This is a genomic window from Bacillus sp. ZY-1-1 (genome assembly GCF_003047165.1).
Taxonomy (GTDB): domain Bacteria; phylum Bacillota; class Bacilli; order Bacillales; family Bacillaceae; genus Bacillus; species Bacillus velezensis.
Genome location: NZ_CP027061.1, coordinates 2444954 through 2467697 on the forward strand (window position 1 = coordinate 2444954; position 22744 = coordinate 2467697).

Sequence of the window (22744 nt, forward strand, 5' to 3'; positions counted from 1 at the left end):
GCATCCATGATATAATGCTTGTCATAGTGAAAGAGGTGAAAATCAATGAGAGTAAAATGTTCCATTTGCGACAAAATCGAACAAATTGATGATGAAACACTGACAGCCAAACGCCTCCGCAATCGTCCGATTCATACATATATGTGCCGGGAATGCCATGACCGAATCAAAATCAAAACGGAGGCGCGGCTGAATACCGGACACTTTTCCTTTCATCCTGGACAAAAAGCGAAAAAAGATAAACTGAAAAAATAAACCGCAATAAAAAATGACCCGCCGGAAGGCAAGGTCATTTTTTTATTGCGGTTTAGCTGACTGGCTTTTTTTGGACTGGTGCAGACGGATTTTGTAAATGATCAAAATCAAGGCGGCAACAACAAGCCCTTCTCCGACCGGCAGAAACACACCGAAAAAAGTCAGCACGGTGCAGCCGAGCACGAGAAAGAGATAAACTGCCGCAGCCTTCAAAACCGGCAGCCGTTTGGCAAAGCCGAGTTTAAATACAATCACCGAAAGCACGACGATCGTTCCGTATAACAGCCACATTCCCGCCAGCGGATGCTCATCCACTTGGTAAAGAGCCGCAAAGAACGACAGCCGTTCACTTACTTCATTCAAAAAGATCCCCCTCCCCTTTTCCGTTCGGGTTCTACCTTTTCAAATTCTGCAAGTGATTAAGACATTCCTGCTGTTTTTTTCTTTTTCGCCGCTTTTTCACGTTCGTTTTTATTCAGGATTTTCTTTCTTAAACGGATGGATTCCGGCGTTACTTCGCAGTATTCATCCTCGTTTAAGTACTCGAGTGATTCTTCAAGCGACATAATGCGCGCTTTCTTAATCGTAGTCGTTTGATCCTTCGTAGCGGAACGTACGTTTGTCTGCTGTTTCATTTTGCTGACATTGACAACAAGGTCATTGTCACGGTTATGTTCGCCGACAATCATGCCTTCATACACTTCTGTTCCGGGCTCAACGAAGATGACGCCGCGGTCTTCAATACCTTGAATTCCGTAAGATGTCGCTTTTCCGTTTTCCATGGAAACGAGCACACCCTGACGTCGGCCTCCGACTTGGCCTTTTTGCATCGGCTGATAGCTGTCAAACGTGTGGTTCAGGATACCGAAACCGCGTGTCAGTGACAGAAACTCAGTAGAATAGCCGATGAGTCCGCGTGAAGGTACGGTAAAGATCAGGCGGACCTGGCCGTTTCCGTTATTAATCATATCAAGCATTTCGCCTTTTCTCGCACCCATTGATTCCATAACAGAACCAGTATGCTCTTCAGGCACGTCAATCTGCACGCGCTCAACAGGCTCGCAGCTGACGCCGTCAATTTCCTTAATGATAACTTCAGGTTTAGACACTTGAAGCTCATAGCCTTCACGGCGCATGTTTTCAATTAAAATGGACAGGTGAAGCTCACCGCGTCCTGAAACAACCCATGCGTCTGGTGATGCAGTCGGTTCGACACGAAGACTGACGTCAGTTTGAAGCTGCGCATTCAGACGCTCTTCAATTTTGCGGGCTGTGACATATTTGCCTTCACGGCCTGCAAACGGGCTGTTGTTTACGACAAATGTCATTTGAAGCGTAGGCTCATCAATGCGCAGAACCGGCAGCGGCTCATGGTGGTCAGCCGGACAAACCGTTTCACCGACGTTGATGTCTTCCATGCCCGAAACGGCAACAAGGTCTCCCGCTCTCGCTTCTTCAATTTCCACGCGTTTCAATCCTTGGAAACCGAAGATTTTCGTTACACGGAATGATTTAACCGTTCCGTCAAGTTTCATCAATGAAACCTGCTGACCCACTTTCATCGTGCCGCGGAAAACGCGTCCGATACCGATACGGCCGACATAATCATTGTAATCAAGCAGCGCCACTTGGAATTGAAGAGGCTCTTCGGCGTTATCTACCGGGGCAGGGACATGTTCAAGAATCGTTTCATACAGTGATTCCATGTTTTCGTCCTGCTTTTTCGGATCCAGACTTGCCGTTCCGTTAATCGCAGAAGCGTAGACGACAGGGAACTCAAGCTGTTCTTCGTTTGCGTCAAGCTCGATGAACAAATCAAGCACTTCATCAATGACTTCTTCCGGGCGGGCGAAATCACGGTCGATTTTGTTTACGACGACAACCGGATTTAAGTTCTGCTCAAGGGCTTTTTTCAGTACGAAACGGGTTTGCGGCATGCAGCCTTCATATGCGTCAACGACTAACAGAACGCCGTCAACCATTTTCATAATCCGTTCTACCTCTCCGCCGAAGTCGGCGTGTCCCGGAGTGTCCAAAATATTAATGCGTGTATCTTTATAGTTAATCGCAGTATTTTTCGCAAGAATTGTAATACCGCGTTCACGTTCAAGATCGTTTGAATCCATTGCGCGTTCGGCAATATTTTCGTTGGCACGGAATGTTCCGGCTTGGTGAAGCAATTGGTCTACCAAAGTCGTTTTCCCATGGTCAACGTGGGCAATAATCGCGATGTTGCGAAGATCGTTTCGAAGTTTCACATTTTCATCTCCTAAAAAAATTAGATAACTTTCATATTATACCACACATCCTCTTTAAAAGCGTTACGTTTTTCTGTAAACTGAAAGTATGACGTTAAAGGGGATGGAAATATGAAAAAATTGAATTGGCTCTTATTATTATTTGCATTCGCAGCAGTCTTCAGCATGATGCTGATCGGCGTATCAATCGCTGAGAAAAGCGCATGGGGTATCATCGGAAGCATTGTTCTCGTTATCGCCATGATGGGAAGCGGTTTCACCGTAAAGAAAAAAATGCGCGAACAGGGACTGCTTGATTAAAAGCATGACCCTTTGCAAAATTCCGTAAACATGGAAAGACAATATCTTATGAAGCCTGAATCAAAGATTCAGGCTTTTTTACATCCTCAAAAACAGACTGCAGATGTAAGGCTTATCTCCCCCGCCGTCTAGTCAGGAAGCCGGGAATGACGGCCCCCATTCTAGTTACATCAGCAGATTCCCTCAGAATATACAGTCTGAAATAGTCCGGCATCGTTATGCAGAAAATACCATACCTCCTATATCAATTCCATCATTGTCTTTTTATACTTGTGACTGTAAGCAAATACACATGACAAGGAGAGAATGAAATGAAAACATCTTTTTTGAAGAAAACCGCTGTAACTGCCGCCGCAACCGCCTCAGCCGCCTTGCTTGCATTCAGTCCGCTTGATTCTGCCGGCGCAAAAACGATCCAGGCAAATGAACCGCATACCCTGCAGGTTTCCGCAGAGAAAACACCGGAAGACGCGGCAAAACTCATTGACATCATCAGCCAATCGATTTACGAAAAAGACGGCGTCTATTATTTTGACGGTGAAAAAGCGGTTGAATTGGGATTAGATAAAGAAGCCGCACAGACCATTCAAAAGCTGTGGGACAGTTCAACCGAATTTTTAACCGTTCTTTCTCAATGTATTGAGAAAACGGACGGCGAATATACATTTAATAAAGAAAAAGCGGTGGAGCTCGGATTTACGGAAAAAGAGGCCCTTATCGTTGATCAGCTGTTCACCGCTTTTTCCCAAAGTCTTCATATCCTTCAATCTGCGCTGATTGAAGAAGACGGTGTGTATACGTTTGATCAGGACCTTGCTGAAAAAGCAGGAGCAGGAAAAAAAGAAGCAAAGCTGTGTGCCGGATTCTTTAATTCACTGCCTCAGGACTTGCTTGAAGGCATTTATACAGCCTTTCATCCGGCTGAGTAAACGGATAAAACGCCCGGTCATGTCATGCAGCCGGGCGTTTTTTTAAATCAGCAGTTTAAAGATCAGCATGATAAAGAAAACAGCGCCGAACAAACAGGCTGCTTTTATCAGCAGCTTCCCGTAATACCGTTCCTTAAACCGCCTTTCTTCTTCTGCATAACAGGCGGGCTCCTTCATCTCGGGGCTGCCGAGGTCAAGCGGCTCCTTCATCATATGATATAAACTTTCGCACTTACCGCATGATTCAAGGTGGCGGGAAATAAACCGCTCCGTTTCTGTTTCACAATCGCCTTCAATATATAAAGGGAGTAAATCTCTCACTAAACAGCAAGTCATATCTGTCCGTCCTTCCTTTTTTCCGCCAAGTGCTGTTTCAGCTGCATTCTCGCCCTGTACAGAGTGCTCTTCACCTTCGAAAGACTCCAGTCCAAAACATCAGCAATCTCTTCGTAAGACAGCTCTTGAAATATCTGTCGAAATGCTGAATAAAATGACTGAAAATCTCTGACATCTGAAACAATCCTTTTCGTTTATTAAGGCCTCACCTGTTTAGACAAACGGCTATAAAAAAAGTTTTACAGATCGGAACATTTTTCCTCTATCATTTCTCCCGACTTCATTTGTCATTTTTTTCAGAATAAATCGCATCATTCGACTCATGTTTGATTCAACACGTGCCTCTCGGCTTATCCCCTGACGCTGCCCGCCTGAAGCCTTTACGGGACGATTCTATCAATTCATCAGCGGAGTCTAGTTTTATATTGCAGAATGAGAGAATGCTGGTTTATTATAACAATATAAGTTTTCATTATTTTCAAAAAGGGGGATTTATTGTGGGTTTAGGTAAGAAATTGTCTGTTGCTGTCGCCGCTTCCTTTATGAGTTTAACCATCAGTCTTCCGGGTGTTCAGGCAGCTGAGAATCCTCAGCTTAAAGAAAACCTGACGAACTTTGTGCCGAAGCATTCTTTGGTGCAATCTGAATTGCCTTCAGTCAGTGACAAAGCAATCAAGCAATACTTGAAACAAAACGGCAAAGTCTTCAAAGGCAACCCTTCTGAGAGACTGAAGCTGATTGACCACACGACCGATGATCTCGGCTACAAGCACTTCCGTTATGTGCCTGTCGTTAACGGTGTGCCTGTGAAAGACTCGCAAGTCATTATTCACGTCGATAAATCCAACAATGTCTATGCGATTAACGGTGAATTAAACAACGATGCTTCTGCTGCCAAAACGGCAAACAGCAAAAAATTATCTGCAAATCAGGCGCTGGATCATGCTTTTAAAGCAATCGGCAAATCACCTGAAGCCGTCTCCAACGGCAACGTTGCAAACAAAAACAAAGCCGAGCTGAAAGCAGCGGCCACAAAAGACGGTAAATACCGACTCGCCTATGATGTAACCATCCGCTACATCGAACCGGAACCAGCTAACTGGGAAGTAACCGTTGATGCGGAAACAGGGAAAGTCCTGAAAAAGCAAAACAAAGTGGAGCATGCCGCTGCAACCGGAACAGGTACGACTCTTAAAGGAAAAACGGTCTCATTAAATATTTCTTCTGAAAACGGCAAATATGTAATGCGTGATCTTTCGAAGCCTACCGGAACACAAATTATTACGTACGATCTGCAAAACCGACAATATAACCTGCCGGGCACGCTCGTATCAAGCACTACAAACCAGTTCACAACTTCTTCTCAGCGCGCTGCGGTTGATGCGCATTACAATCTCGGCAAAGTGTATGATTATTTCTATCAGACGTTTAAACGCAACAGCTACGACAATAGAGGCGGCAAAATCGTATCTTCCGTTCATTACGGCAGCAGATACAATAACGCGGCCTGGATCGGCGACCAAATGATTTACGGTGACGGTGACGGCTCATTCTTCTCGCCTCTTTCCGGTTCAATGGACGTAACGGCCCATGAAATGACACACGGCGTTACACAGGAAACAGCCAACCTGAACTATGAAAATCAGCCGGGCGCTTTAAACGAATCCTTCTCCGATGTATTCGGGTACTTCACCGATACTGAGGACTGGGATATCGGTGAGGATATTACGGTCAGCCAGCCGGCTCTCCGCAGCTTATCCAATCCGACAAAATACGGACAGCCCGACCATTACAAAAATTATCAAAACCTTCCGAACACTGATGCCGGCGACTACGGCGGCGTGCATACAAACAGCGGAATTCCGAACAAAGCCGCTTACAACACGATTACAAAAATCGGCGTGAAAAAAGCGGAGCAGATTTACTATCGCGCACTGACGGTATATCTCACTCCGTCATCAAGCTTTAAAGATGCAAAAGCAGCTTTGATTCAATCAGCGCGGGACCTTTACGGCTCTCAAGACGCTGCAAGCGTAGAAGCGGCCTGGAATGCGGTCGGCTTGTAAACAAGAAAAGAGACCGGAGAAATCCGGTCTCTTTTTTATATCTGAACATTTCACAATGGCTTCACCATGATCATATATGTCTTTTCCCGATCGTCTTTTTCAAGCTTAAGCTGTTCAAAGCCGCATTGGCTTAAAAACAAAACCCATTCCTGCCTGTCCAGGGGAACGGCTGAAAACATCGCTTTATGCTCTCCTCTCAGCCGGCCCGCAATCTCTTCAATGACCGCGCGACCGATTCCTTTCTCTTTTGCCTCCGGAGCGACGGCCACGGTTCCGAGCCACGGTTTTCCGTTTGAAGGCGCCCATTCCAAATGAAAACTGACGGCGGCAGGAGCGCCGTCAATCTCCCATACGAGCCACGTTCCATTGTACATGGAGTATGCAAGCATAAACTCCGCCGCATTTTTTGTTCCGAACTCTTCGTTTTTCCACACCGGGTGTGATGCCGCCAGCTGCTCCAGAAACCCGAGATCTTCTTCTTCAAAATCTCTACCTGTCAGCATGTAAATAGTCGTCAAAGATAATTTTATGTATAGCCGGATTGCCCGCAAGCACGCTGTGGTTGTCTAAAAACGTGAACGGTTCGCCGTCTGTGGTCGTGTAAATGCCCCCGACTTCGTTCAGCAGCACGCAGCCGGCAGCGTAATCCCACGGCGCGAGCCTCATCGTAATGTATGCGTCAATGCGGCCGGCCGCAACACCGGCCAGCTCAAGTGCCGCCGAACCGTAGGAACGCGTTCCTCTGACCCGTTTTACGAGCGGCGCCAAAATACTCGGGTCAATCCTTCTGTTTTCCGTCACCCATGTGGCATTGATTGCAATAATGGCTTCTTCAATGGAAGCTTCTTTTAAAGGAGCAAGCGGCGTATCATTCAGATAAGCCCCTTTTCCGCTGAATGCGTGATACAGTTCGTCCTGCATCACATCATAAATTAAGCCGATTTTGCCTTTTCCGTCTTCAAAGATGCCGATGGAGATCGCGAAATGCCGCTTTTGATGGACAAAATTCATCGTCCCGTCAATCGGATCAATGATCCAGACGATTCCGTCAAGGGAGCGGAGTTTATCCCCCTGCCCTTCTTCTCCGAGAATCCGGTGTCCGGGAAAAGTTCCTTGTATACGGTCAATGAAAAAGCGCTCCGTCTCTTTATCAATATTTGTGACTAAATCATTCGGATTTGATTTTGTTTCAATCGTCAAGCTTTCCTGCATGGATTGTCTGATTCTCGTTCCGGCTTCTTTTACCCATTGTTTTGCGATATCATCAATTTCCGTCCAATTTGTCATACCGTGTACCTCTTTTCTATGTATAGCTTATTCTATAGCATACTGATAAAGGCGATGAAAAAGCAAGGAAAATGAAAAAAATGCCTTCTCACGTAAAAACGAACCATTTCCTGCGGTTCGTTTTTACTATTCTTTATCCGTTAAGCCGAATCCATTCTTTTCTGAGACGTTCCAGTTTTCTTTTGCTGAGATCGATTTGATCTTCATTCTCTTTTTGCATGGCCTCGTACAGGGTTGCCAATTCATAATCAACCTCTAGTCTCCAGACAGCTACACGGTTATTTTTTTCCTCCCTGAATCCTTCCTTCACCACTTGCCTCATTGTCTTTCGCCCCTTCCAGAGATCATTTGTTAAAAAAGCATCCCATTTTTCCAATTCATTAATGATACTTCTTATATCGTATGGAAACTTATATTCGGCTGTAACAACATTCTTAAAATTGTGTGTTTACCTATTCGTTTTTTACCACCATTCCTCTCGGCTCAAACGTTCTCAATGTTTTTGCGGCGGGCGGCGGCTGTGGTAAAATATGAATACTTACGTTAAGGAGGAAAAAGATGACTCAGATGCGTTTTACAAAAGAAGACTTCGATACATTTACAATAGAAGGTTTAGATCCGCGCATGGAGGTGTTAAAAGAACAAGTCCGTCCGAAGCTGACCTTGTTAGGAGAGCATTTCGCACCGACATTGTCAGCATTGACAGGAGATGAAATGTTCCCGCATGTCGCCAAGCACGCGAGAAGATCTGTCAACCCGCCGGCTGACAGCTGGGTTGCCTTTGCCAACAGCAAACGCGGCTATAAGAAACTCCCTCACTTTCAGATCGGTTTATGGGACACCCATATGTTTGTATGGTTTGCCATCATTTATGAATCTCCGATAAAAGAGGAATACGGCAGATTGCTGGAAGCGAAGCAGGAGGAAATCACAAAACAGATTCCCGGCCATTTTGTATGGTCGCCGGATCATACGAAGCCAGGTGCGTACAAGCAGTCCGACATGGATCAGGAGCAGCTGAAAACATTATTTGAACGCCTGCAGACAGTGAAAAAAGCAGAGCTTTTATGCGGCATTCAGCTGCAAAAAGAAGACGTGATCAACATGAACAACAATGAATTCCTGCAAACCATTGAAGATGCTTTTAGGAAGCTTTCCTTTTTATACACACTGACTCAGAAAGTCTCATAACATAAAAAGCGGGCCGATTGCCGGCTCGCTTTTGTCTACATTTTGATAATCGCTTGATCTGATTGTTTCGCCTGTTTCACAGTCCGATACGGGGAATAGGTGCTGTCAGCTTCAAATTGGCTGCAGATTTTCTTTTCTTCCGCTTTCCCGGGAACGATTTCTTTAAAGCGGCGGTACGCATTCAGAAGTCTGTCTCGGTCAGCTCCTTTTTCATAGGCGTTTTCCACCTGCTGAAAAAAAGCAATGACATCCACGGCCTCCTCTGTCGTCCAGTCCTCATTCATCGGATATTGATATTCCAAATGTCTTCACTCCTTTATCATCATGCTCAAAAATAAGCATCTTCCATAGATCATAAATTGTTCTTTACTTTCTTTCAAGTTCATAATATAATTCATTTGTTTTACGTTTAAAAAACGGGTAATAAAACTGAATGTAATACAAACTAATCCGTAGGTATTATGATAAAGGTGGGAAAACAATTGCCGCAACATGAAACACCCCTGTACAGCGGACTGAAAAAGCACGCGGACAGACAGCCTGTCCAATTCCACATTCCGGGCCATAAAAAAGGCGCGGGAATGGATCCGGAATTCAGACAATTTATCGGAGAAAACGCGTTAAGTATAGATTTAATTAATATTGAACCCCTGGATGATTTACATGCGCCAAAGGGCATCATTAAAGAAGCCCAGGATCTGGCCGCGGAAGCATTCGGCGCAGACCATACCTTCTTTTCCGTACAAGGGACGAGCGGCGCCATTATGACGATGGTCATGGCCGTATGCGGACCCGGAGATAAAATCATCATTCCGAGAAACGTTCATAAATCCATTATGTCGGCCATTGTATTTTCCGGAGCGGTGCCGATTTTTATACACCCGGAAATTGACGATGAGCTCGGAATTTCTCACGGCATTACGCTTGAGTCCGCCGAGCGGGCTTTGACGGAACACCCTGACGCAAAAGGCCTGCTTGTCATAAATCCGACATACTTCGGTGTGGCAGCTGACTTGAGCAGCATTGTAAAGCTCGCGCATTCTTTCGATGTGCCTGTTCTTGTCGATGAAGCGCACGGCGTGCATATTCATTTTCATGATAAGCTTCCTCTGTCCGCCATGCAGGCGGGCGCTGATATGGCAGCCACAAGCGTGCACAAATTGGGAGGCTCCCTGACGCAGAGCTCCATTTTAAATGTGAGAGAAGGCCTTGTTTCCAAAGAAAGAGTACAGTCGATTTTAAGCATGCTGACGACAACGTCAACATCCTATCTGCTTCTCGCTTCACTGGATGTCGCAAGAAAACGCCTCGCTACAGAAGGCCGCGATCTTCTTGAAGATACGATTCTGCTGGCGGATCAGACACGGGAACGTCTCAATCAAATTGAAGGCATCCGCTGTGTCGGCGAAGAAATCACAGGGTCTAAAGCTGCCTTCAGTTATGATCCGACTAAATTAATCATTTCGGTCAAAAACCTCGGCCTGACGGGTCATGACGTTGAAAAATGGCTCCGCGAATCATTTAATATCGAAGTCGAGCTGTCCGATTTGTATAATATTTTATGTATTTTTACACCCGGAGACAGAGCAGGAGATGCCGACCGTCTTGTAAGCGCGCTTACAGACATTTCAAAGCAGGCTTCCGCAAATGATTATGCTCATCAGCAAACGGAAGTTCTGCTTCCTGAGATTCCTCTGTTAGCGATGACGCCAAGAGACGCGTTTTACGCAAATACGGAAGTCATTCCGTTAACAGAATCCGCGGGACGGATCATTGCAGAGTTTGTCATGGTGTACCCGCCGGGAATTCCGATCTTTATTCCGGGTGAGATCATTACTGAAGAAAATATCAGCTACATTTTTAAAAACTTGGACGCCGGCCTTCCTGTGCAGGGTCCCGAAGATGCCACGCTTGAAATGATCAGAGTCATCAAAGAGCAAAAAGCCATCCAATAAACATAAAGAAGCCCGAAACGAAATCGTTTCGGGCCTTTTTTACGCTTTTTACTCTTCTTCAAGATGACACTGGCATTGTCCGCAGCATGTTCCGTATAACGTCGTGACCTTCTCATCCTCAAAGTAATGAATCGCTTCGTTACAGTCTTGGCAAACAATTGTACCCATCTGTCATTCCCCATTTCTCAGAATTTGAAAACGCTTAATTTTTACTTGTTGTTATTATATTATTATGTCACATTTAATATGTCAACTGATAAATTGTATAACACATTTATTTTTTACGGTCTTTTTATAGCTCGAGGGTCAATCACGGTATATCCTTTATGACGCAATCCTTTTACAATGTCCGGCATGGCTTCAGCCGTCCATTTCCGGTCATGCATCAATATGTTGGCGCCGTCCCGCAGGTAAGGACTGCTCAGTGTGATATCGGTAAGCGCTTTTTTGGATTGATATTTCTGATCCCAATCATACCCGAAGGTCCAGTTCATTTTCACCATACCTTCTTTTTTTATAAGTCTGTCACTGTAGTCCGTATTGCTTCCGAAAGGCGCCCTGAAAAATGCGGGTTTCTCTCCTATTACCTTTTCAACCGCTTTATTGACGCCAATGATTTCTTCCCGTTGTTTTTGTTCGGAAAGATCTTTTAAGTTTTGATGAGTCATTGTATGATTTCCGATCATAAAACCTAACTCATGAATATGCTTAAGCGCTTTCTTATTTTCATCTTTTTTCAAAAAATGTCCGTTTACAAAAAAGATCGCTGACGCATTGAGATCATGCAGTTTGTCCGCAATCTCAGCGGCATGCTGATCAGGCGCGTCATCGATCGTTACCAATGCGATCGGTTTTTTCTCTTTCTGTTCATCCATTTTTTCCACAGAAAAGGTTTTCGGATTGATATAGTAACGGGGCTCCGCCTTCTGTTTTTTCTCTTTTGTATGATGGTTTTCCCGTTTGGCATGATTGGCCGCGGCTTGAGAATGGGGTTTGTTTGTTTGCAGCTTTTCATTTGATTGGCAGCCGGCGAGTAAGCACATACATATGACGGCTGCAATGGCTTTATACATGCAATCCCTCCTGATATGGTTTTGCCCCCAGTATAACGAAAAAACAGCGCTCTCACGAAAAACAATGTGCCTTTTTTACACATCGGCTGTGCAAGTTGTCACACGTATTATTTCTTCATTAAAAACGGTTTCAATTATATAACAATTCAGTAACAAGCCTTAGGTTTTTCACCTCTCGTGATACACTTGATATAGTCCTTATAAATGGATGAACCAATATATTATATAAAACAGAGGAGTAAGATAGATGCGCTACCGTACGGTGATTCCCTTTTTTTTGATGCTGTTCGTTCTGTCAAGCTGTTCGGTTTCTACTGTCAGTCCATTCAAAAATAACCGGATCGACAGCATTCATCACACTCAAATCTTGTTTTTTTCCGATGAAAATCATATAGATAAAGAAGTTCCTTATTACGATGCGATTCTTGATTTAGAAAAGAAATATCCCCATCATGTCGATCAAATGAAGGTTTATGACAACAGAAAGGGATGGGAAGAGGAAATCAACACGTTCCCTGCGCTGATGGTGATCAATCATCGGCATGTGGTCATGAAGATTGAGGGATCCGTAAAGAAAAAAGAGGATATCATCAAACCTATGCAGCATGTGCTTGCACAATAAAAACAGCCCCCGCTTTTATAAACGGGGGCTGTTTCTTTGTTACATCATTATTTTACGATGTGGATCGGGCTTCCGATTGCTACTTCGGCAGCTTCCATAGTGATTTCGCCCAATGTCGGGTGAGCGTGAATTGTCATTGCGATATCTTCAGCAGTCATTCCGCCTTCGATCGCCAGGCTCAATTCAGAAATCATGTCAGAAGCGCTTGCGCCGGCAATTTGCGCACCGATTACAAGACCATCTTCTTTACGGGTGATCAGCTTCATGAAGCCGTCAGTTTCGTTAAGAGACAGCGCACGTCCGTTTGCTGCAAACGGGAACTTAGCTGCAACGACTTCAATGCCTTCTTCTTTCGCCTGTGCTTCAGTGTAACCGACAGAAGCCAGTTCAGGCTCAGAGAATACAACCGCCGGAATACCGAGGTAATCGATTTCAGCCGGCTCTCCTGAAATAGCTTCCGCAGCGATTTTACCTTCGTAAGACGCTTTGTGAGCCAAAGGAGGTCCCTCAATGATGTCACCGATTGCGTAAATGTTCGGTACGTTTGTGCGGCACTGCTTGTCTGTTTTAATGACACCGCGGTCAGTCATTTCGATACCGACTTGCTCAAGGCCGAGCTCATCAGTGTTCGGACGGCGTCCGACAGTGATTAATACGTAATCAGCATCAACCGTTTTTTCTTCGCCTTTTACTTCGAATGTAACTGTTACGCCGTCAGGTCTTTCCTCAACGCCTTTAGCCATGGCGCCTGTATGGATTTCAACGTTGCCTTTTTTCTTCAGTCTGCGGGTAACGAGAGAACTCATTTGTTTTTCGAAGCCAGGAAGAATTTCATCTCCGCCTTCTAAAATAACCAATTCAGTTCCGAAGTTCGCATACGCTGTTCCAAGCTCAGTACCGATATACCCGCCGCCGATAACAACGAGCTTTTTCGGAATTTCTTTAAGCGCCAGTGCGCCTGTAGAGTTCAGAACGCGTTCGCTATATTTGAAGTTTGGCAATTCGATAGGACGAGAACCGGTAGCAATGATCGCGTTTTTAAATGTGTATGTTTGCGCAGAGTTCTCATCCATTACGCGGACAGAGTTGCTGTCTACGAAATAAGCTTCCCCGTTTACAACGTCCACTTTATTTCCTTTTAAAAGACCTGCAACACCGCCGGTAAGCTTATTTACAACAGAAGCTTTCCATTCTTGGACTTTTGTAAAGTCAACCGTTACGTTCTCAGCAGTGATTCCCATGTCATCTGAATGTTTTGCATTCTCGTAACGATGGCCTGCATTGATGAGCGCTTTTGAAGGAATACAGCCGACGTTCAGACAAACGCCTCCAAGAGTTGCTTTTTCAACGACTGTTACTTTTTGTCCAAGCTGAGCAGCGCGGATGGCAGCTACATAGCCGCCGGGTCCCGCACCAATCACAAGAGTATCTGTTTCAATAGGGAAATCTCCTACTACCATAACATTACGCCTCCATTAAAATAAGTTGTGGATCGTTCAGTAAACGCTTGATGTGGTTTAACGCATTTTGTGCAGTTGCTCCGTCAATCATACGGTGGTCAAAGCTGAGAGAAAGAGCTAAGACAGGAGCAGCTACAATTTCACCGTCACGGACGATCGCTTTTTCAGCAATACGGCCGATACCGAGAATCGCAACCTCTGGGTGGTTGATAACCGGTGTGAACCATTGGCCTCCGGCAGAACCGATATTTGTGATCGTGCAAGAAGCGCCTTTCATTTCCGCAGGTGCAAGCTTGCCTTCACGCGCTTTTGTAGCAAGGCTGTTGATTTCATCAGAGATTTCGAAAACGGCTTTACGGTCGGCATTTTTCACTACCGGCACAAGCAGGCCTTTTTCGGTATCCGCTGCAATTCCGATGTTGAAGTAATGTTTTTGGATCACTTCATCTGTTTTATCATCAATCGATGTGTTTAAAACAGGGAATTTTTTCAAAGCGGATGTTAATGCTTTGACGACGTAAGGCAGATAAGTCAGCTTGATGCCTTGATCAGCAGCAACTTGTTTGAACTGTTTACGGTGAGCAACAAGATTTGTTACGTCAACTTCATCCATAAGAGTTACGTGCGGTGCAGTATGCTTAGAGTTCACCATTGCTTTCGCAATCGCTTTACGGATACCGCTCATTTTTTCGCGTGTTTCAGGGAATTCGCCTTCAGGAGCCTGAGCTGCTGCAGGTTTAGCTGTTTCCTGAGGTGCAGCTGTTTCTTGCGGTGCCGCTTCTTGAGCCGCTCCTCCATTTGCAAAGCTGTCGATATCTTCTTTTACAACACGTCCGTTATTGCCTGAACCTGTTACTTTACGGATATCCACGCCTTTTTCACGGGCATATTTGCGTACGGAAGGCATCGCGATCACGCGTTTGTTCGGATCAGCTTCCGCTTGGTCCTGCTGTCCTGCGCCGGTTTCTTTTGCAGGCTCTTTAGGAGTCTCTTCTTTAGAGATATCCTGCCCTGCTTCAGCAGACGACTGAACTTGAGCCTCAGTTTTCGCCTCTCCTGAATCATGGCTTCCTTTAAATTGAAGATCTTCGTAACCAGGTGCGTCAAACGTAATAATCGTTTGTCCAACAGTTGCAACTGTTCCCTCTTCAACTTTTAATTCTAATACTTTTCCTTTAACAGGTGAAGGAATTTCTACCACTGCTTTATCATTTTGCACTTCAGCCAGAACATCGTCTTCTTCTACCTCGTCGTTCGGCTTCACAAACCATTTTACGATTTCGCCTTCGTGGATACCTTCCCCGATATCCGGAAGTTTAAATTCAAATGCCACAGTTTTCGACCTCCTAGTTGATTAAGCAAATTTTAGTTATGCATACGCAAGCATTGAACCTAGTAAACAGACTCCTTCATCATAAGAGAAAAGGACTCTCTTTACCGTCTTTTAAGATGCCTGATTAAAATTCAAGAACTTTTTTCGCAGTTTCAAGAACGTCTTTATGGTTTGGAAGCCATACGCTCTCAGCAAGCGAGAAAGGAAATACTGTATCAGGCGCCGCAACACGCAGAACCGGAGCTTCCAGGCTCAGAATCGCGCGGTCATTGATTTCAGCTACAACGTTGGCAGCGATGCCGGCTTGTTTTTGAGCTTCCTGCACGACAATTGCGCGGCCTGTTTTTTCAACAGAAGCAATAATCGTATCAATATCAAGCGGACTTACAGTGCGAAGGTCGATAACTTCAGCAGAAACGCCTTCTTTTTCAAGCTCTTCAGCAGCCTTAAGCGACTCATGAACCATCGCGCCGTATGTGATGATAGAAAGGTCAGTACCTTCGCGTTTCACATCAGCTTTGCCAAGCTCGATTGTGTATTCCTCTTCAGGAACTTCCTGACGGAAAGAACGGTAAAGTTTCATATGCTCTAAGAAAACAACCGGATCATTGTCTCTGATAGAGGCAATCAGCAGTCCTTTTGCATCGTAAGGAGTGGAAGGGATAACAACTTTAATACCCGGCTGCTGAGCGATAAGGCCTTCCAAACTGTCAGCGTGAAGTTCAGGTGTATGAACCCCTCCGCCGAATGGAGAACGGATTGTCACCGGAGAAGTCCAGCGTCCGCCGGAACGGTAGCGGAGACGAGCCATTTGTCCTGAGATTGAATCCATTACTTCATATACGAATCCGAAGAACTGGATTTCCATAACAGGACGGTAATCTTGCAGGCCTAAACCGAGAGCGAGACCGCCGATACCGGATTCAGCAAGCGGCGTGTCAAATACGCGGTCCTCACCGAATTCTTTTTGAAGGCCTTCAGTTGCACGGAATACGCCTCCGGCAACGCCTACATCTTCCCCGAAAAGCAGAACGTTTTCATTGTTTTTCAGTTCTGTGCGTAACGCATCAGTGATCGCTTGAATCATTGTCATTTGCGCCATGGCTTACTTCGACTCCTTCGCTTTGTAAATTTCAAGTTGTTCTTTCAAGTTGAACGTCGGCTCTTCAAACATATTCTCAATCAGCTCTGTTACTTTCGGTTTTGATTCGCCGTCAGCCTTTTTGATAGCTTGTTTGATTTCTTCTTTGGCCTGTTCAATCACTTTGTTCTCTTCTTCTTCAGACCATAGTCCTTTGTTTTCCAAGAACTTGCGGAAACGTACGAGCGGGTCTTTTTGCTCCCATTCATTTTCTATTTCTTTCGTACGGTATTTAGTCGGATCGTCACCGGACATTGTATGAGGTCCGTAACGGAATGTAAGAGTTTCAATCAGAGTCGGACCTTCACCGTTAATTGCGCGCTGGCGTGCTTCTGCAGTTGCAGCGTAAACGGCTAGTGCGTCCATTCCGTCTACTTGAACACCTGTAATACCGACGGCAACTGCTTTTTGGGCAATTGTCTGTGCGGATGATTGCTTTTCTACAGGAGTTGAAATCGCATAGCGGTTATTCTGAACAACGAAGATCGCCGGCGCTTTAAATGCTCCGGCAAAGTTCATTCCTTCATAGAAGTCACCTTGAGAAGCTCCGCCGTCACCAGTGTAAGTAATAGCAACCGCTTTTTTACCGCGCTTTTTAAGACCTAAAGCTACACCTGCGGTTTGAATAATTTGAGCACCAATAATAATTTGAGGTGATAAAGCGTTTACTCCCTCAGGCATCTGATTACCTTTAAAATGGCCTCTTGAGAACAGGAATGCCTGATGTAAAGGAAGCCCGTGCCAAATCAGCTGAGGAACGTCACGATAACCCGGAAGGATAAAGTCGTCCTGTTCAAGCGCGAAGTGTGATGCAATTTGAGAAGCTTCCTGGCCCGCTGTCGGTGCATAGAAACCTAAACGTCCTTGACGGGAAAGAGAAATTGAACGCTGGTCTAAAATGCGGATATACACCATTCTTCTCATTAATTCCTTTAACTGATCATCTGAAAGATCAGGCATTGCGTCTTTATTTACGACTTCTCCTTCAGCATTTAAAATTTGGAACGTTTCAAACTGCTTATTAATAGCATCAAATTGTTTTTTGCTATCAACAATTGAAGTTTTTGTCTTTGCAGCCATTTTTTAAACCACCTCTTCTTTTGATTTAACAGGGTTAGGATACCGTTTAGCCATCCGTATTAAAAACAGTCTTATCATGCTCTGCAATTCTAAAATTAATCATTCAGAAATTCACATAGCGCTTAAGCAAAGATAATGACGTTTAAACTGTACTAATAAAAAAAGATTTTTTATTAGTACAATATGATCAACAACCATAGTTTACAGTAATTAAACAAAGCCGTCAATTATTTATAACCTTATTTTGAAACCGCTTATAAAACTTAAGATCATACTGCGTCAAACTGTACTATAAAAGACTTTAAACTGTATTATAAAAACGCTCTACTGTACTATAATTAAAAAAAATTACAAAGAGTAAATTAAGTTATTTAACTTCGAGGGCGGGCTTTGAGAAGGTGCCGCGGGATAAAAACGGGCAGTTAGCAATCGTCCCGCCTGCCGGACAGGCGGGACGATGCTTTTGTCTAATTATTCAATACCCGCCCACACGATATTCAGCGGCGTCAGTACGGCATGAGGATGAAACTCGGAAATCGGAGTGAAAAATACATACGTAAAATCTTCGGCTGGATCAGAAAACATGCCGCACCAACCCATTCCAAGATGTGAGAACGTGCCTTCTGTCATGAAATAATGGTCACCGGCCGGCCACAAATTAATGCCTAAACCAAAGCCGCCCTCCTCTCTTGGCGCTCCGAAGAAGTAAAAAGGAAGACCGGGCTTTATTTGATTTCTCAGCATGGCCTCGACTGTTTTTCTTCCAAGCAGCTTCTTATCTTTCAATCTGCCTTTATTTCTAAACATTTCAGCTAACTTCCAAATATCTTCCAATGAAGAGTACAGACCGCTTGTCGCTTTATTCGGAAAATACGGGTGATGACTTTTTTCCAGCTGTACGCACTCGTGCTCATTGATCACACAAACTTCTTCTTTTAAAGCATCAGGCACATAAAAAAACGTTCTTTCTAATCCGAGCGCTTCAATAATATGCTTTGTTACATACTGTTCGTAGGACATGCCTGTTACTTTGGAAATAATGATGCCAAGTATGACAAAGCCGGTTCTGGAATAGTTCCATGCTTCATCCACTCCGTACTCTAAAGGCGTACTGACCAGATAGCTTATCCATTCTTCCTCATTCGTTAAGTCAATGCCTTCAGCCTTTTGAATATCCAGCTCAAAACTTAATCCCGCCGTATGAGTCAAAAGGTGTAAAATTTTAATGTCTCCGAAACCCGGTTTATCAAATGCAGGCAAAATGAGCTTGACCGGCATTTTCAGATCGAGCAGACCTTTTTCGACGAGCTGCATGACGGCTGCAGCGGTAAACACTTTTGTCAAAGAACCGATTTCTCTGATTGTATCAAGCTGAAATGTTTGCTTTTCTTTTTGTCCGCCGGTAAATTCCCCTAACGACTCAGCCGCAAAAACCTCGCCTCCTCTTGATATCATATAACTCGCACATTGCAGATCTCCATTGTCTATCATCGTCTGATAATGGCTGTTAAGAGCGTTAATTTGTTTCATATCAAATGCCGGATTGCTTATTGTTTGTTTCATTGTTTTCTCCCCCTGTACTGTATGTATCGTTTTCATCCCTTACTTACTGATTTCTTGATGAATTCTGACACCGCTTTATTAAATTCTTCCGGGTGTGTGATGTTCGGAAGATGCCCCGCTCCCTTAATTTTCTTTAATTCTGCATTGCTCAGCAGTTTCTTCAGCCTTTTTGTTTCTTTCTGATCAACTACGCTTTCCTTCTCTCCCGTAAGGATAAGCGTTCTTGTATAAATGTCTTTTAAAAAGCCGATCGTAGAATAGCCTTCTTGTTGATGTATCTTCATAAAACGTTCAATAGAAGCATTTAAGAATTGATTCCTGTATAAACTTTCATATTCATGCGATTTTCCTATAGCTATAAAATCATTTTTCAGTTTTTCCTCAACACTGCTTTCAGGGTCTTCTTCGTATTCGGTGTAACTTCCGGAAAGAATGAGTGTTTTTACTTTTTCAGGGTATTCATAGGCTATCCTCTGTCCTATCATGCCTCCCCAAGAAGCTGCCGCAATGTGGATCGGCCAAGCAACCCCTATCTCGTTCAGCACTTCAATAAAAGTCTGAGCCAGCCCGCTCAGTGTAAAATCGGCGCTCCCCTCACTCAGCCCGTAACCCGGTGTGTGTATGACAATTACATTAAATTGGTCTGCCCACTCCTTCATTTGTTCTTTCCACATGTAAGCAGTGGTAGCAAAACCGCAAATCAGTAAAATTGTTTCACCCTTACCGCTCATCAATATTTCCATATGCCGGGCATTTTCTGTGTTTGCCAGAAAATGAACGGTTTCCGTTTCTTCTGTCTGGTAAAAAGCGATGAGTTTTTTTGCGGCATCGCTTTGATCGTGCTGAAGGGCTCCTTTCTTCAGTCTGCTCCAATAATGCAAATAATCGTCGAGATGACGATTGGAAGCTGTGCCGAGTATTCGGAAAGGACTTTCAGCTTCTTCTTCCGTAACGATTGACGAAGCATCAAAATCGGCTGCAATCGCTGAATCTCTTACCAGAGGCGGTGCTGAACGGGCGGATAACGGATTGAAATCATTTTGTATTTTTTCTTTTTCTCCGTATAACACGATCAGCTGGTGGCCTTGGCCGAGAAGCGAGTGTTCAAAAGCTTTGATTCCGGCAGTATTTTCTAATGGGTGAAGTCCGTACTCGGTTTTCATAATGTCTTGAATGCCGGGATCAACTGACATGCCTCCGTCTTTCCAGAAAGGCCAATTTACAGCGATGGTTTTTCCTGATCTGCCCTCCTCCTTTCTCATACATTCCCTCCACTCGGCAAAATGCTCCAGAAAACGATTGGCGTAGGCGTAATCGGCTTGACCCAGACTTCCGATTTCTGAAGAGATGGAAGAAAACAAAACAAAAAAGTCTAAAGGCATATTTCTGAGCGCTTCATCCAAATGAATCACACCATTGACCTTTGATTGCAGCACCGCCTGAGCTTCCGCGTCTGTTTTATTCAGAATGAAAGAGTCTTTTAACACGCCTGCACTGTAAATGACCCCGTTGATTTCGGAATAATCAGCATGAATTTTTTCCGCTAAATTGATGACCTGCTGTTTATCTGACATGTCAGCCTGGATGTAAGAAATGTTTGCCCCGTCATATCGGATGCTGTCTAATTTTTCTTCCATTTCTGCTGTCATTTTCGATCGTCCGGCAATGATAACGTTGGCTCCGTGATTTGCATAAATAAACGCTGAAATAATCCAGCCGATGCCGCTTAACCCTCCGATTATGAGATACACTCCGTTTTTTACAAACTTTGCGGCCTTTTGCCCTGGTTGCAGCGAAGCATCTTTGTATGCTGTCACCCGCCTTTTTTGATCGCCGTCATATTTCACAGCCTCATGATGTCCGGCACTTAATTCATTGAGAAGCAAAGATGCTTTTTCAATGGTTTGTCTTGAAGAAATCTCAACCGTTTTACACTTTATATTCGGCTGCTCCGCATTAAGCGTTTTAAAAAAGCCTCCAATCGCGGCGTAAATCGGATTTGTATATTGATCCTTGTCATGTACGTACAAAAGGTTGATGTTATCTTTTATTTTTTGATGGATCAACGCTTTGCTTAAATAAAGGATTGAATAAAAGCTGTGAGTCAAATCTAACGCTGCCTCAGTATAAGCTTGTTTTGACAGGTAATGAATGATTGACGCCGGAAACGCTCCGGACTTTTTCATATCATCTAACAGTCTGGTGTAATGAGCAGACTGCTCCGGATTAAATTTATAATGCTTTTCATTTACCATTTCATATTCAGCGGCGGCTTCCGCATAAATAACATTTTCACTGCCGATGTACTTTCGGATTTCATCACTCAATGAACTGCCGAAATCGAAAATCAATGTATTTTCCTTAGGCACTTCTCCGGACTTTAATGGCGATTCTATCCATTCTTTTTGTAAATATAAAGATTCAAGCATCGGCTTTTCAGACGGCTCTTTCGTTTGCGTTTTTTCTTTAAAAGCTGCGGCCGGCGTATTACGCACATCATATTTTTCTTCTAAATAAGCTGCTAAATCATGAATATTGTTATAATCAAAAAGCAATGTCGGATACAGTTGTGTATCTAATCTTTCCTCGAGCATTTTCGATATATGAAGCAGCTGTTTTGAGTCAAGACCCAGTTCGTAAAAAGATTGATGTTTGTCCGCTTTATTTGGCGGCGTGTTTGTCACATCTCCAATAATGGATGACAGCTCATCTGTTAATGTTTTTTGACTGTCTTGGTGCTGAACTGTATCAGAGATAGAGTCTGTAACGCGAGCTCCGTATTTCTCCTGCAGATATTCCGTCAATTCACCGATTGTGGAGTAATCAAATAATAAAGTCGGGTACAGCTTTGAACCTAACAACAGTTCTAATTTTTTGGATAAGTCTAATAATTGTTTAGAATCCAAGCCCATCTCGTAAAAGGAAATATCATTCTTCACCGTTTCAGCAGGCTTTTCAATCATGCCGGCTATCTCTTGGATTAAATTATTTCTGATCATTTCTTTATTGTTCGTTACACTGCCGACGTCTTTAGCTTTTTGGGAATGCTCCAGCCTTTGTATTGATTTTTCATTTCTGACTCTTTTCACACCGAATCGCTCATAATAAAAAGCAAGCTCTCCATCAGGCCTGTATACTTCTATGTCCGCATATAAAATGTCTTTAGAAGGCGGCTGCGTTATACTGTTTTTATCAATATACACAAAACAAGACCCGGTTGTTTTATGCAGTGCCCGGAATGTCTCAATATATATAGGGATAAACGCATTTGTTCCTTCATCCGGCAAGTCTGATGTAAGGACTCCCAACAGGCTGAGAGATCCATCCAAAAATGCGGGGTGCATGTAAAAGTCATCTGTATATTCTTTTGAAAGTCCGCTTAAACTGACCTCTCCCAGAATATAATTTTCACCTTCATATACCGTACCTTCCAATTTCATAAAATCTTTATGAATCAGGCCGCCCCTGCGCAAATTACGATAGGCGGCTTCAGCAGCCGAAGTCCGGACGGCCCCTTTCTTTAATGCTTCGATTGAAATTGTCTTTTCGTTTATCGCATTTTTTCTTATGATTTCCGCCTGCAAGTTGACTGACGCTTCACCTTCCGCCTTTTCAGCGACCCATTTCCTGCTTGTTGTTTCAACAAGCCAGCCGTTTTCTTGTTCCGTAAACTGGAAGGTGACTTTTTTATCAAAATGGACTGACGTCGCAACAGGTTCACGGAATAAAACATGTTTGATTTCAAAACTTCGGGGTGATATCCCTTTCTCAGCTAAAAATCGTGTTATTAAATCCAGATACGTTACGCCGGGTATCGTACGCACTTGATGAAGGACATGGTCTGAAACAATATAATCGTCATGTTTGACTAATACGCTGAACCTCATGCAACTCG

Annotated in this window: 22 protein-coding genes and 1 pseudogene; 7 read left to right on the forward strand and 16 right to left on the reverse strand. The window is 44.0% G+C overall.

Annotation, left to right across the window (positions count from 1 at the left end; translation table 11 throughout):
• Nucleotides 1–45 precede the first annotated feature (45 nt).
• Nucleotides 46–255 carry a YlaI family protein gene (locus tag C5I45_RS12115; RefSeq protein WP_003154499.1) on the forward strand — a complete coding sequence of 70 codons (210 nt, stop codon included), beginning with the start codon at nucleotides 46–48 and terminating at the stop codon, nucleotides 253–255.
• A gap of 42 nt (nucleotides 256–297) precedes the next feature.
• Here C5I45_RS12115 and C5I45_RS12120 read toward each other — a convergent pair whose 3' ends face one another.
• Both C5I45_RS12120 and typA read right to left on the reverse strand, forming a co-directional pair.
• A complete protein-coding gene (locus C5I45_RS12120; protein WP_014304952.1) occupies nucleotides 298–618 on the reverse strand; it encodes a YlaH-like family protein in 321 nt (106 codons plus the stop codon).
• 56 nt (nucleotides 619–674) lie between these two features.
• Complete coding sequence (gene typA / locus C5I45_RS12125; protein WP_003154502.1) at nucleotides 675–2513, reverse strand: translational GTPase TypA; 1839 nt, start codon at nucleotides 2511–2513, stop codon at nucleotides 675–677.
• A 111-nt stretch (nucleotides 2514–2624) separates the two neighbouring features.
• On the opposite strand from typA, the gene C5I45_RS12130 reads away from it, so the two are divergent.
• Together C5I45_RS12130 and C5I45_RS12135 are read left to right on the forward strand one after the other, a co-directional pair.
• Entirely contained in the window at nucleotides 2625–2813 is a 189-nt protein-coding gene (locus C5I45_RS12130) for a YlaF family protein (RefSeq protein WP_003154504.1), read from the forward strand.
• Nucleotides 2814–3124: 311 nt separating this feature from the next.
• The gene (locus C5I45_RS12135; RefSeq protein WP_015388281.1) at nucleotides 3125–3742 is read left to right on the forward strand and encodes a hypothetical protein; all 618 of its coding nucleotides are present in this window, start codon (nucleotides 3125–3127) and stop codon (nucleotides 3740–3742) included.
• Nucleotides 3743–3784: 42 nt separating this feature from the next.
• On the opposite strand, the gene C5I45_RS12140 is transcribed toward C5I45_RS12135, so the two are convergent.
• Entirely contained in the window at nucleotides 3785–4078 is a 294-nt protein-coding gene (locus C5I45_RS12140; RefSeq protein WP_003154508.1) for an anti-sigma factor family protein, read from the reverse strand.
• A pseudogene (locus C5I45_RS12145) lies at nucleotides 4075–4209 on the reverse strand (RNA polymerase sigma factor); the annotation flags it as partial. The gene C5I45_RS12140 and the pseudogene C5I45_RS12145, both read right to left, overlap by 4 nt.
• Before the next feature lie 366 nt (nucleotides 4210–4575).
• Here C5I45_RS12145 and C5I45_RS12150 point away from each other — a divergent pair.
• Complete coding sequence (locus C5I45_RS12150; RefSeq protein ID WP_015388283.1) at nucleotides 4576–6144, forward strand: M4 family metallopeptidase; 1569 nt, start codon at nucleotides 4576–4578, stop codon at nucleotides 6142–6144.
• Nucleotides 6145–6194: 50 nt separating this feature from the next.
• Here C5I45_RS12150 and C5I45_RS12155 read toward each other — a convergent pair whose 3' ends face one another.
• The 3 genes from C5I45_RS12155 to C5I45_RS12170 all read right to left on the reverse strand — a co-directional run bounded on the left by C5I45_RS12155 (nucleotide 6195) and on the right by C5I45_RS12170 (nucleotide 7753).
• Nucleotides 6195–6647: a GNAT family N-acetyltransferase gene (locus tag C5I45_RS12155; protein WP_003154511.1), complete on the reverse strand. Its 453-nt coding sequence runs from the start codon at nucleotides 6645–6647 to the stop codon at nucleotides 6195–6197.
• A complete protein-coding gene (gene suhB, locus C5I45_RS12160; protein WP_003154512.1) occupies nucleotides 6634–7431 on the reverse strand; it encodes an inositol-1-monophosphatase in 798 nt (265 codons plus the stop codon). The genes C5I45_RS12155 and suhB overlap by 14 nt, the downstream gene beginning before the upstream one ends.
• A 133-nt stretch (nucleotides 7432–7564) precedes the next feature.
• On the reverse strand, nucleotides 7565–7753 hold the full coding sequence (locus C5I45_RS12170) for a hypothetical protein (RefSeq protein ID WP_003154513.1): 189 nt from the start codon (nucleotides 7751–7753) through the stop codon (nucleotides 7565–7567).
• A gap of 236 nt (nucleotides 7754–7989) precedes the next feature.
• Between C5I45_RS12170 and C5I45_RS12175 the strand changes: the two genes are divergently transcribed.
• A complete protein-coding gene (locus C5I45_RS12175; protein ID WP_014470447.1) occupies nucleotides 7990–8622 on the forward strand; it encodes a DUF1054 domain-containing protein in 633 nt (210 codons plus the stop codon).
• A gap of 35 nt (nucleotides 8623–8657) precedes the next feature.
• On the opposite strand, the gene C5I45_RS12180 is transcribed toward C5I45_RS12175, so the two are convergent.
• Nucleotides 8658–8924, reverse strand: a complete 267-nt coding sequence (locus C5I45_RS12180) for a UPF0223 family protein (RefSeq protein ID WP_007409667.1) — start codon at nucleotides 8922–8924, stop codon at nucleotides 8658–8660.
• Nucleotides 8925–9104: 180 nt separating this feature from the next.
• On the opposite strand from C5I45_RS12180, the gene C5I45_RS12190 reads away from it, so the two are divergent.
• A complete protein-coding gene (locus tag C5I45_RS12190) occupies nucleotides 9105–10577 on the forward strand; it encodes an aminotransferase class I/II-fold pyridoxal phosphate-dependent enzyme (protein ID WP_015388285.1) in 1473 nt (490 codons plus the stop codon).
• A 48-nt stretch (nucleotides 10578–10625) separates the two neighbouring features.
• Here C5I45_RS12190 and C5I45_RS12195 read toward each other — a convergent pair whose 3' ends face one another.
• Both C5I45_RS12195 and C5I45_RS12200 read right to left on the reverse strand, forming a co-directional pair.
• Complete coding sequence (locus C5I45_RS12195) at nucleotides 10626–10745, reverse strand: GapA-binding peptide SR1P (protein ID WP_003154518.1); 120 nt, start codon at nucleotides 10743–10745, stop codon at nucleotides 10626–10628.
• A gap of 113 nt (nucleotides 10746–10858) precedes the next feature.
• Nucleotides 10859–11650 carry a polysaccharide deacetylase family protein gene (locus C5I45_RS12200; protein ID WP_044053179.1) on the reverse strand — a complete coding sequence of 264 codons (792 nt, stop codon included), beginning with the start codon at nucleotides 11648–11650 and terminating at the stop codon, nucleotides 10859–10861.
• Between the two features lie 247 nt (nucleotides 11651–11897).
• Between C5I45_RS12200 and C5I45_RS12205 the strand changes: the two genes are divergently transcribed.
• Nucleotides 11898–12272, forward strand: coding sequence for a hypothetical protein (locus C5I45_RS12205; protein WP_003154522.1), 375 nt, complete (start codon nucleotides 11898–11900; stop codon nucleotides 12270–12272).
• A 47-nt stretch (nucleotides 12273–12319) separates the two neighbouring features.
• On the opposite strand, the gene lpdA is transcribed toward C5I45_RS12205, so the two are convergent.
• From lpdA to C5I45_RS12235, 6 genes are all read right to left on the reverse strand, one after another.
• On the reverse strand, nucleotides 12320–13732 hold the full coding sequence (lpdA, locus tag C5I45_RS12210) for a dihydrolipoyl dehydrogenase (protein WP_107994406.1): 1413 nt from the start codon (nucleotides 13730–13732) through the stop codon (nucleotides 12320–12322).
• A gap of 4 nt (nucleotides 13733–13736) precedes the next feature.
• Nucleotides 13737–15065, reverse strand: coding sequence for a pyruvate dehydrogenase complex dihydrolipoyllysine-residue acetyltransferase (gene pdhC / locus C5I45_RS12215; protein ID WP_003154526.1), 1329 nt, complete (start codon nucleotides 15063–15065; stop codon nucleotides 13737–13739).
• A gap of 124 nt (nucleotides 15066–15189) precedes the next feature.
• Nucleotides 15190–16167 carry a pyruvate dehydrogenase complex E1 component subunit beta gene (pdhB, locus tag C5I45_RS12220; protein ID WP_003154528.1) on the reverse strand — a complete coding sequence of 326 codons (978 nt, stop codon included), beginning with the start codon at nucleotides 16165–16167 and terminating at the stop codon, nucleotides 15190–15192.
• A 3-nt stretch (nucleotides 16168–16170) separates the two neighbouring features.
• A complete protein-coding gene (gene pdhA, locus C5I45_RS12225) occupies nucleotides 16171–17286 on the reverse strand; it encodes a pyruvate dehydrogenase (acetyl-transferring) E1 component subunit alpha (RefSeq protein WP_003154530.1) in 1116 nt (371 codons plus the stop codon).
• A 471-nt stretch (nucleotides 17287–17757) separates the two neighbouring features.
• Nucleotides 17758–18849 carry a serine hydrolase domain-containing protein gene (locus C5I45_RS12230; protein ID WP_024085261.1) on the reverse strand — a complete coding sequence of 364 codons (1092 nt, stop codon included), beginning with the start codon at nucleotides 18847–18849 and terminating at the stop codon, nucleotides 17758–17760.
• Between the two features lie 32 nt (nucleotides 18850–18881).
• Nucleotides 18882–22736: an alpha/beta fold hydrolase gene (locus C5I45_RS12235; RefSeq protein WP_107994407.1), complete on the reverse strand. Its 3855-nt coding sequence runs from the start codon at nucleotides 22734–22736 to the stop codon at nucleotides 18882–18884.
• Nucleotides 22737–22744: the final 8 nt, after the last annotated feature.

Coding starts and splice junctions, on each gene's coding strand:
- lpdA (WP_107994406.1), bottom strand. CDS start 13,732: ATGGTAGTAGGAGATTTCCCTATTGAAACAGATACTCTTGTGATTGGT.
- C5I45_RS12170 (WP_003154513.1), bottom strand. CDS start 7,753: ATGAGGCAAGTGGTGAAGGAAGGATTCAGGGAGGAAAAAAATAACCGT.
- pdhA (WP_003154530.1), bottom strand. CDS start 17,286: ATGGCTGCAAAGACAAAAACTTCAATTGTTGATAGCAAAAAACAATTT.
- C5I45_RS12115 (WP_003154499.1), top strand. CDS start 46: ATGAGAGTAAAATGTTCCATTTGCGACAAAATCGAACAAATTGATGAT.
- C5I45_RS12230 (WP_024085261.1), bottom strand. CDS start 18,849: ATGAAACAAACAATAAGCAATCCGGCATTTGATATGAAACAAATTAAC.
- suhB (WP_003154512.1), bottom strand. CDS start 7,431: ATGACAAATTGGACGGAAATTGATGATATCGCAAAACAATGGGTAAAA.
- C5I45_RS12175 (WP_014470447.1), top strand. CDS start 7,990: ATGACTCAGATGCGTTTTACAAAAGAAGACTTCGATACATTTACAATA.
- C5I45_RS12135 (WP_015388281.1), top strand. CDS start 3,125: ATGAAAACATCTTTTTTGAAGAAAACCGCTGTAACTGCCGCCGCAACC.
- C5I45_RS12155 (WP_003154511.1), bottom strand. CDS start 6,647: ATGCTGACAGGTAGAGATTTTGAAGAAGAAGATCTCGGGTTTCTGGAG.
- C5I45_RS12130 (WP_003154504.1), top strand. CDS start 2,625: ATGAAAAAATTGAATTGGCTCTTATTATTATTTGCATTCGCAGCAGTC.
- C5I45_RS12205 (WP_003154522.1), top strand. CDS start 11,898: ATGCGCTACCGTACGGTGATTCCCTTTTTTTTGATGCTGTTCGTTCTG.
- C5I45_RS12235 (WP_107994407.1), bottom strand. CDS start 22,736: ATGAGGTTCAGCGTATTAGTCAAACATGACGATTATATTGTTTCAGAC.
- C5I45_RS12140 (WP_003154508.1), bottom strand. CDS start 4,078: ATGACTTGCTGTTTAGTGAGAGATTTACTCCCTTTATATATTGAAGGC.
- pdhB (WP_003154528.1), bottom strand. CDS start 16,167: ATGGCGCAAATGACAATGATTCAAGCGATCACTGATGCGTTACGCACA.
- C5I45_RS12200 (WP_044053179.1), bottom strand. CDS start 11,650: ATGTATAAAGCCATTGCAGCCGTCATATGTATGTGCTTACTCGCCGGC.
- C5I45_RS12195 (WP_003154518.1), bottom strand. CDS start 10,745: ATGGGTACAATTGTTTGCCAAGACTGTAACGAAGCGATTCATTACTTT.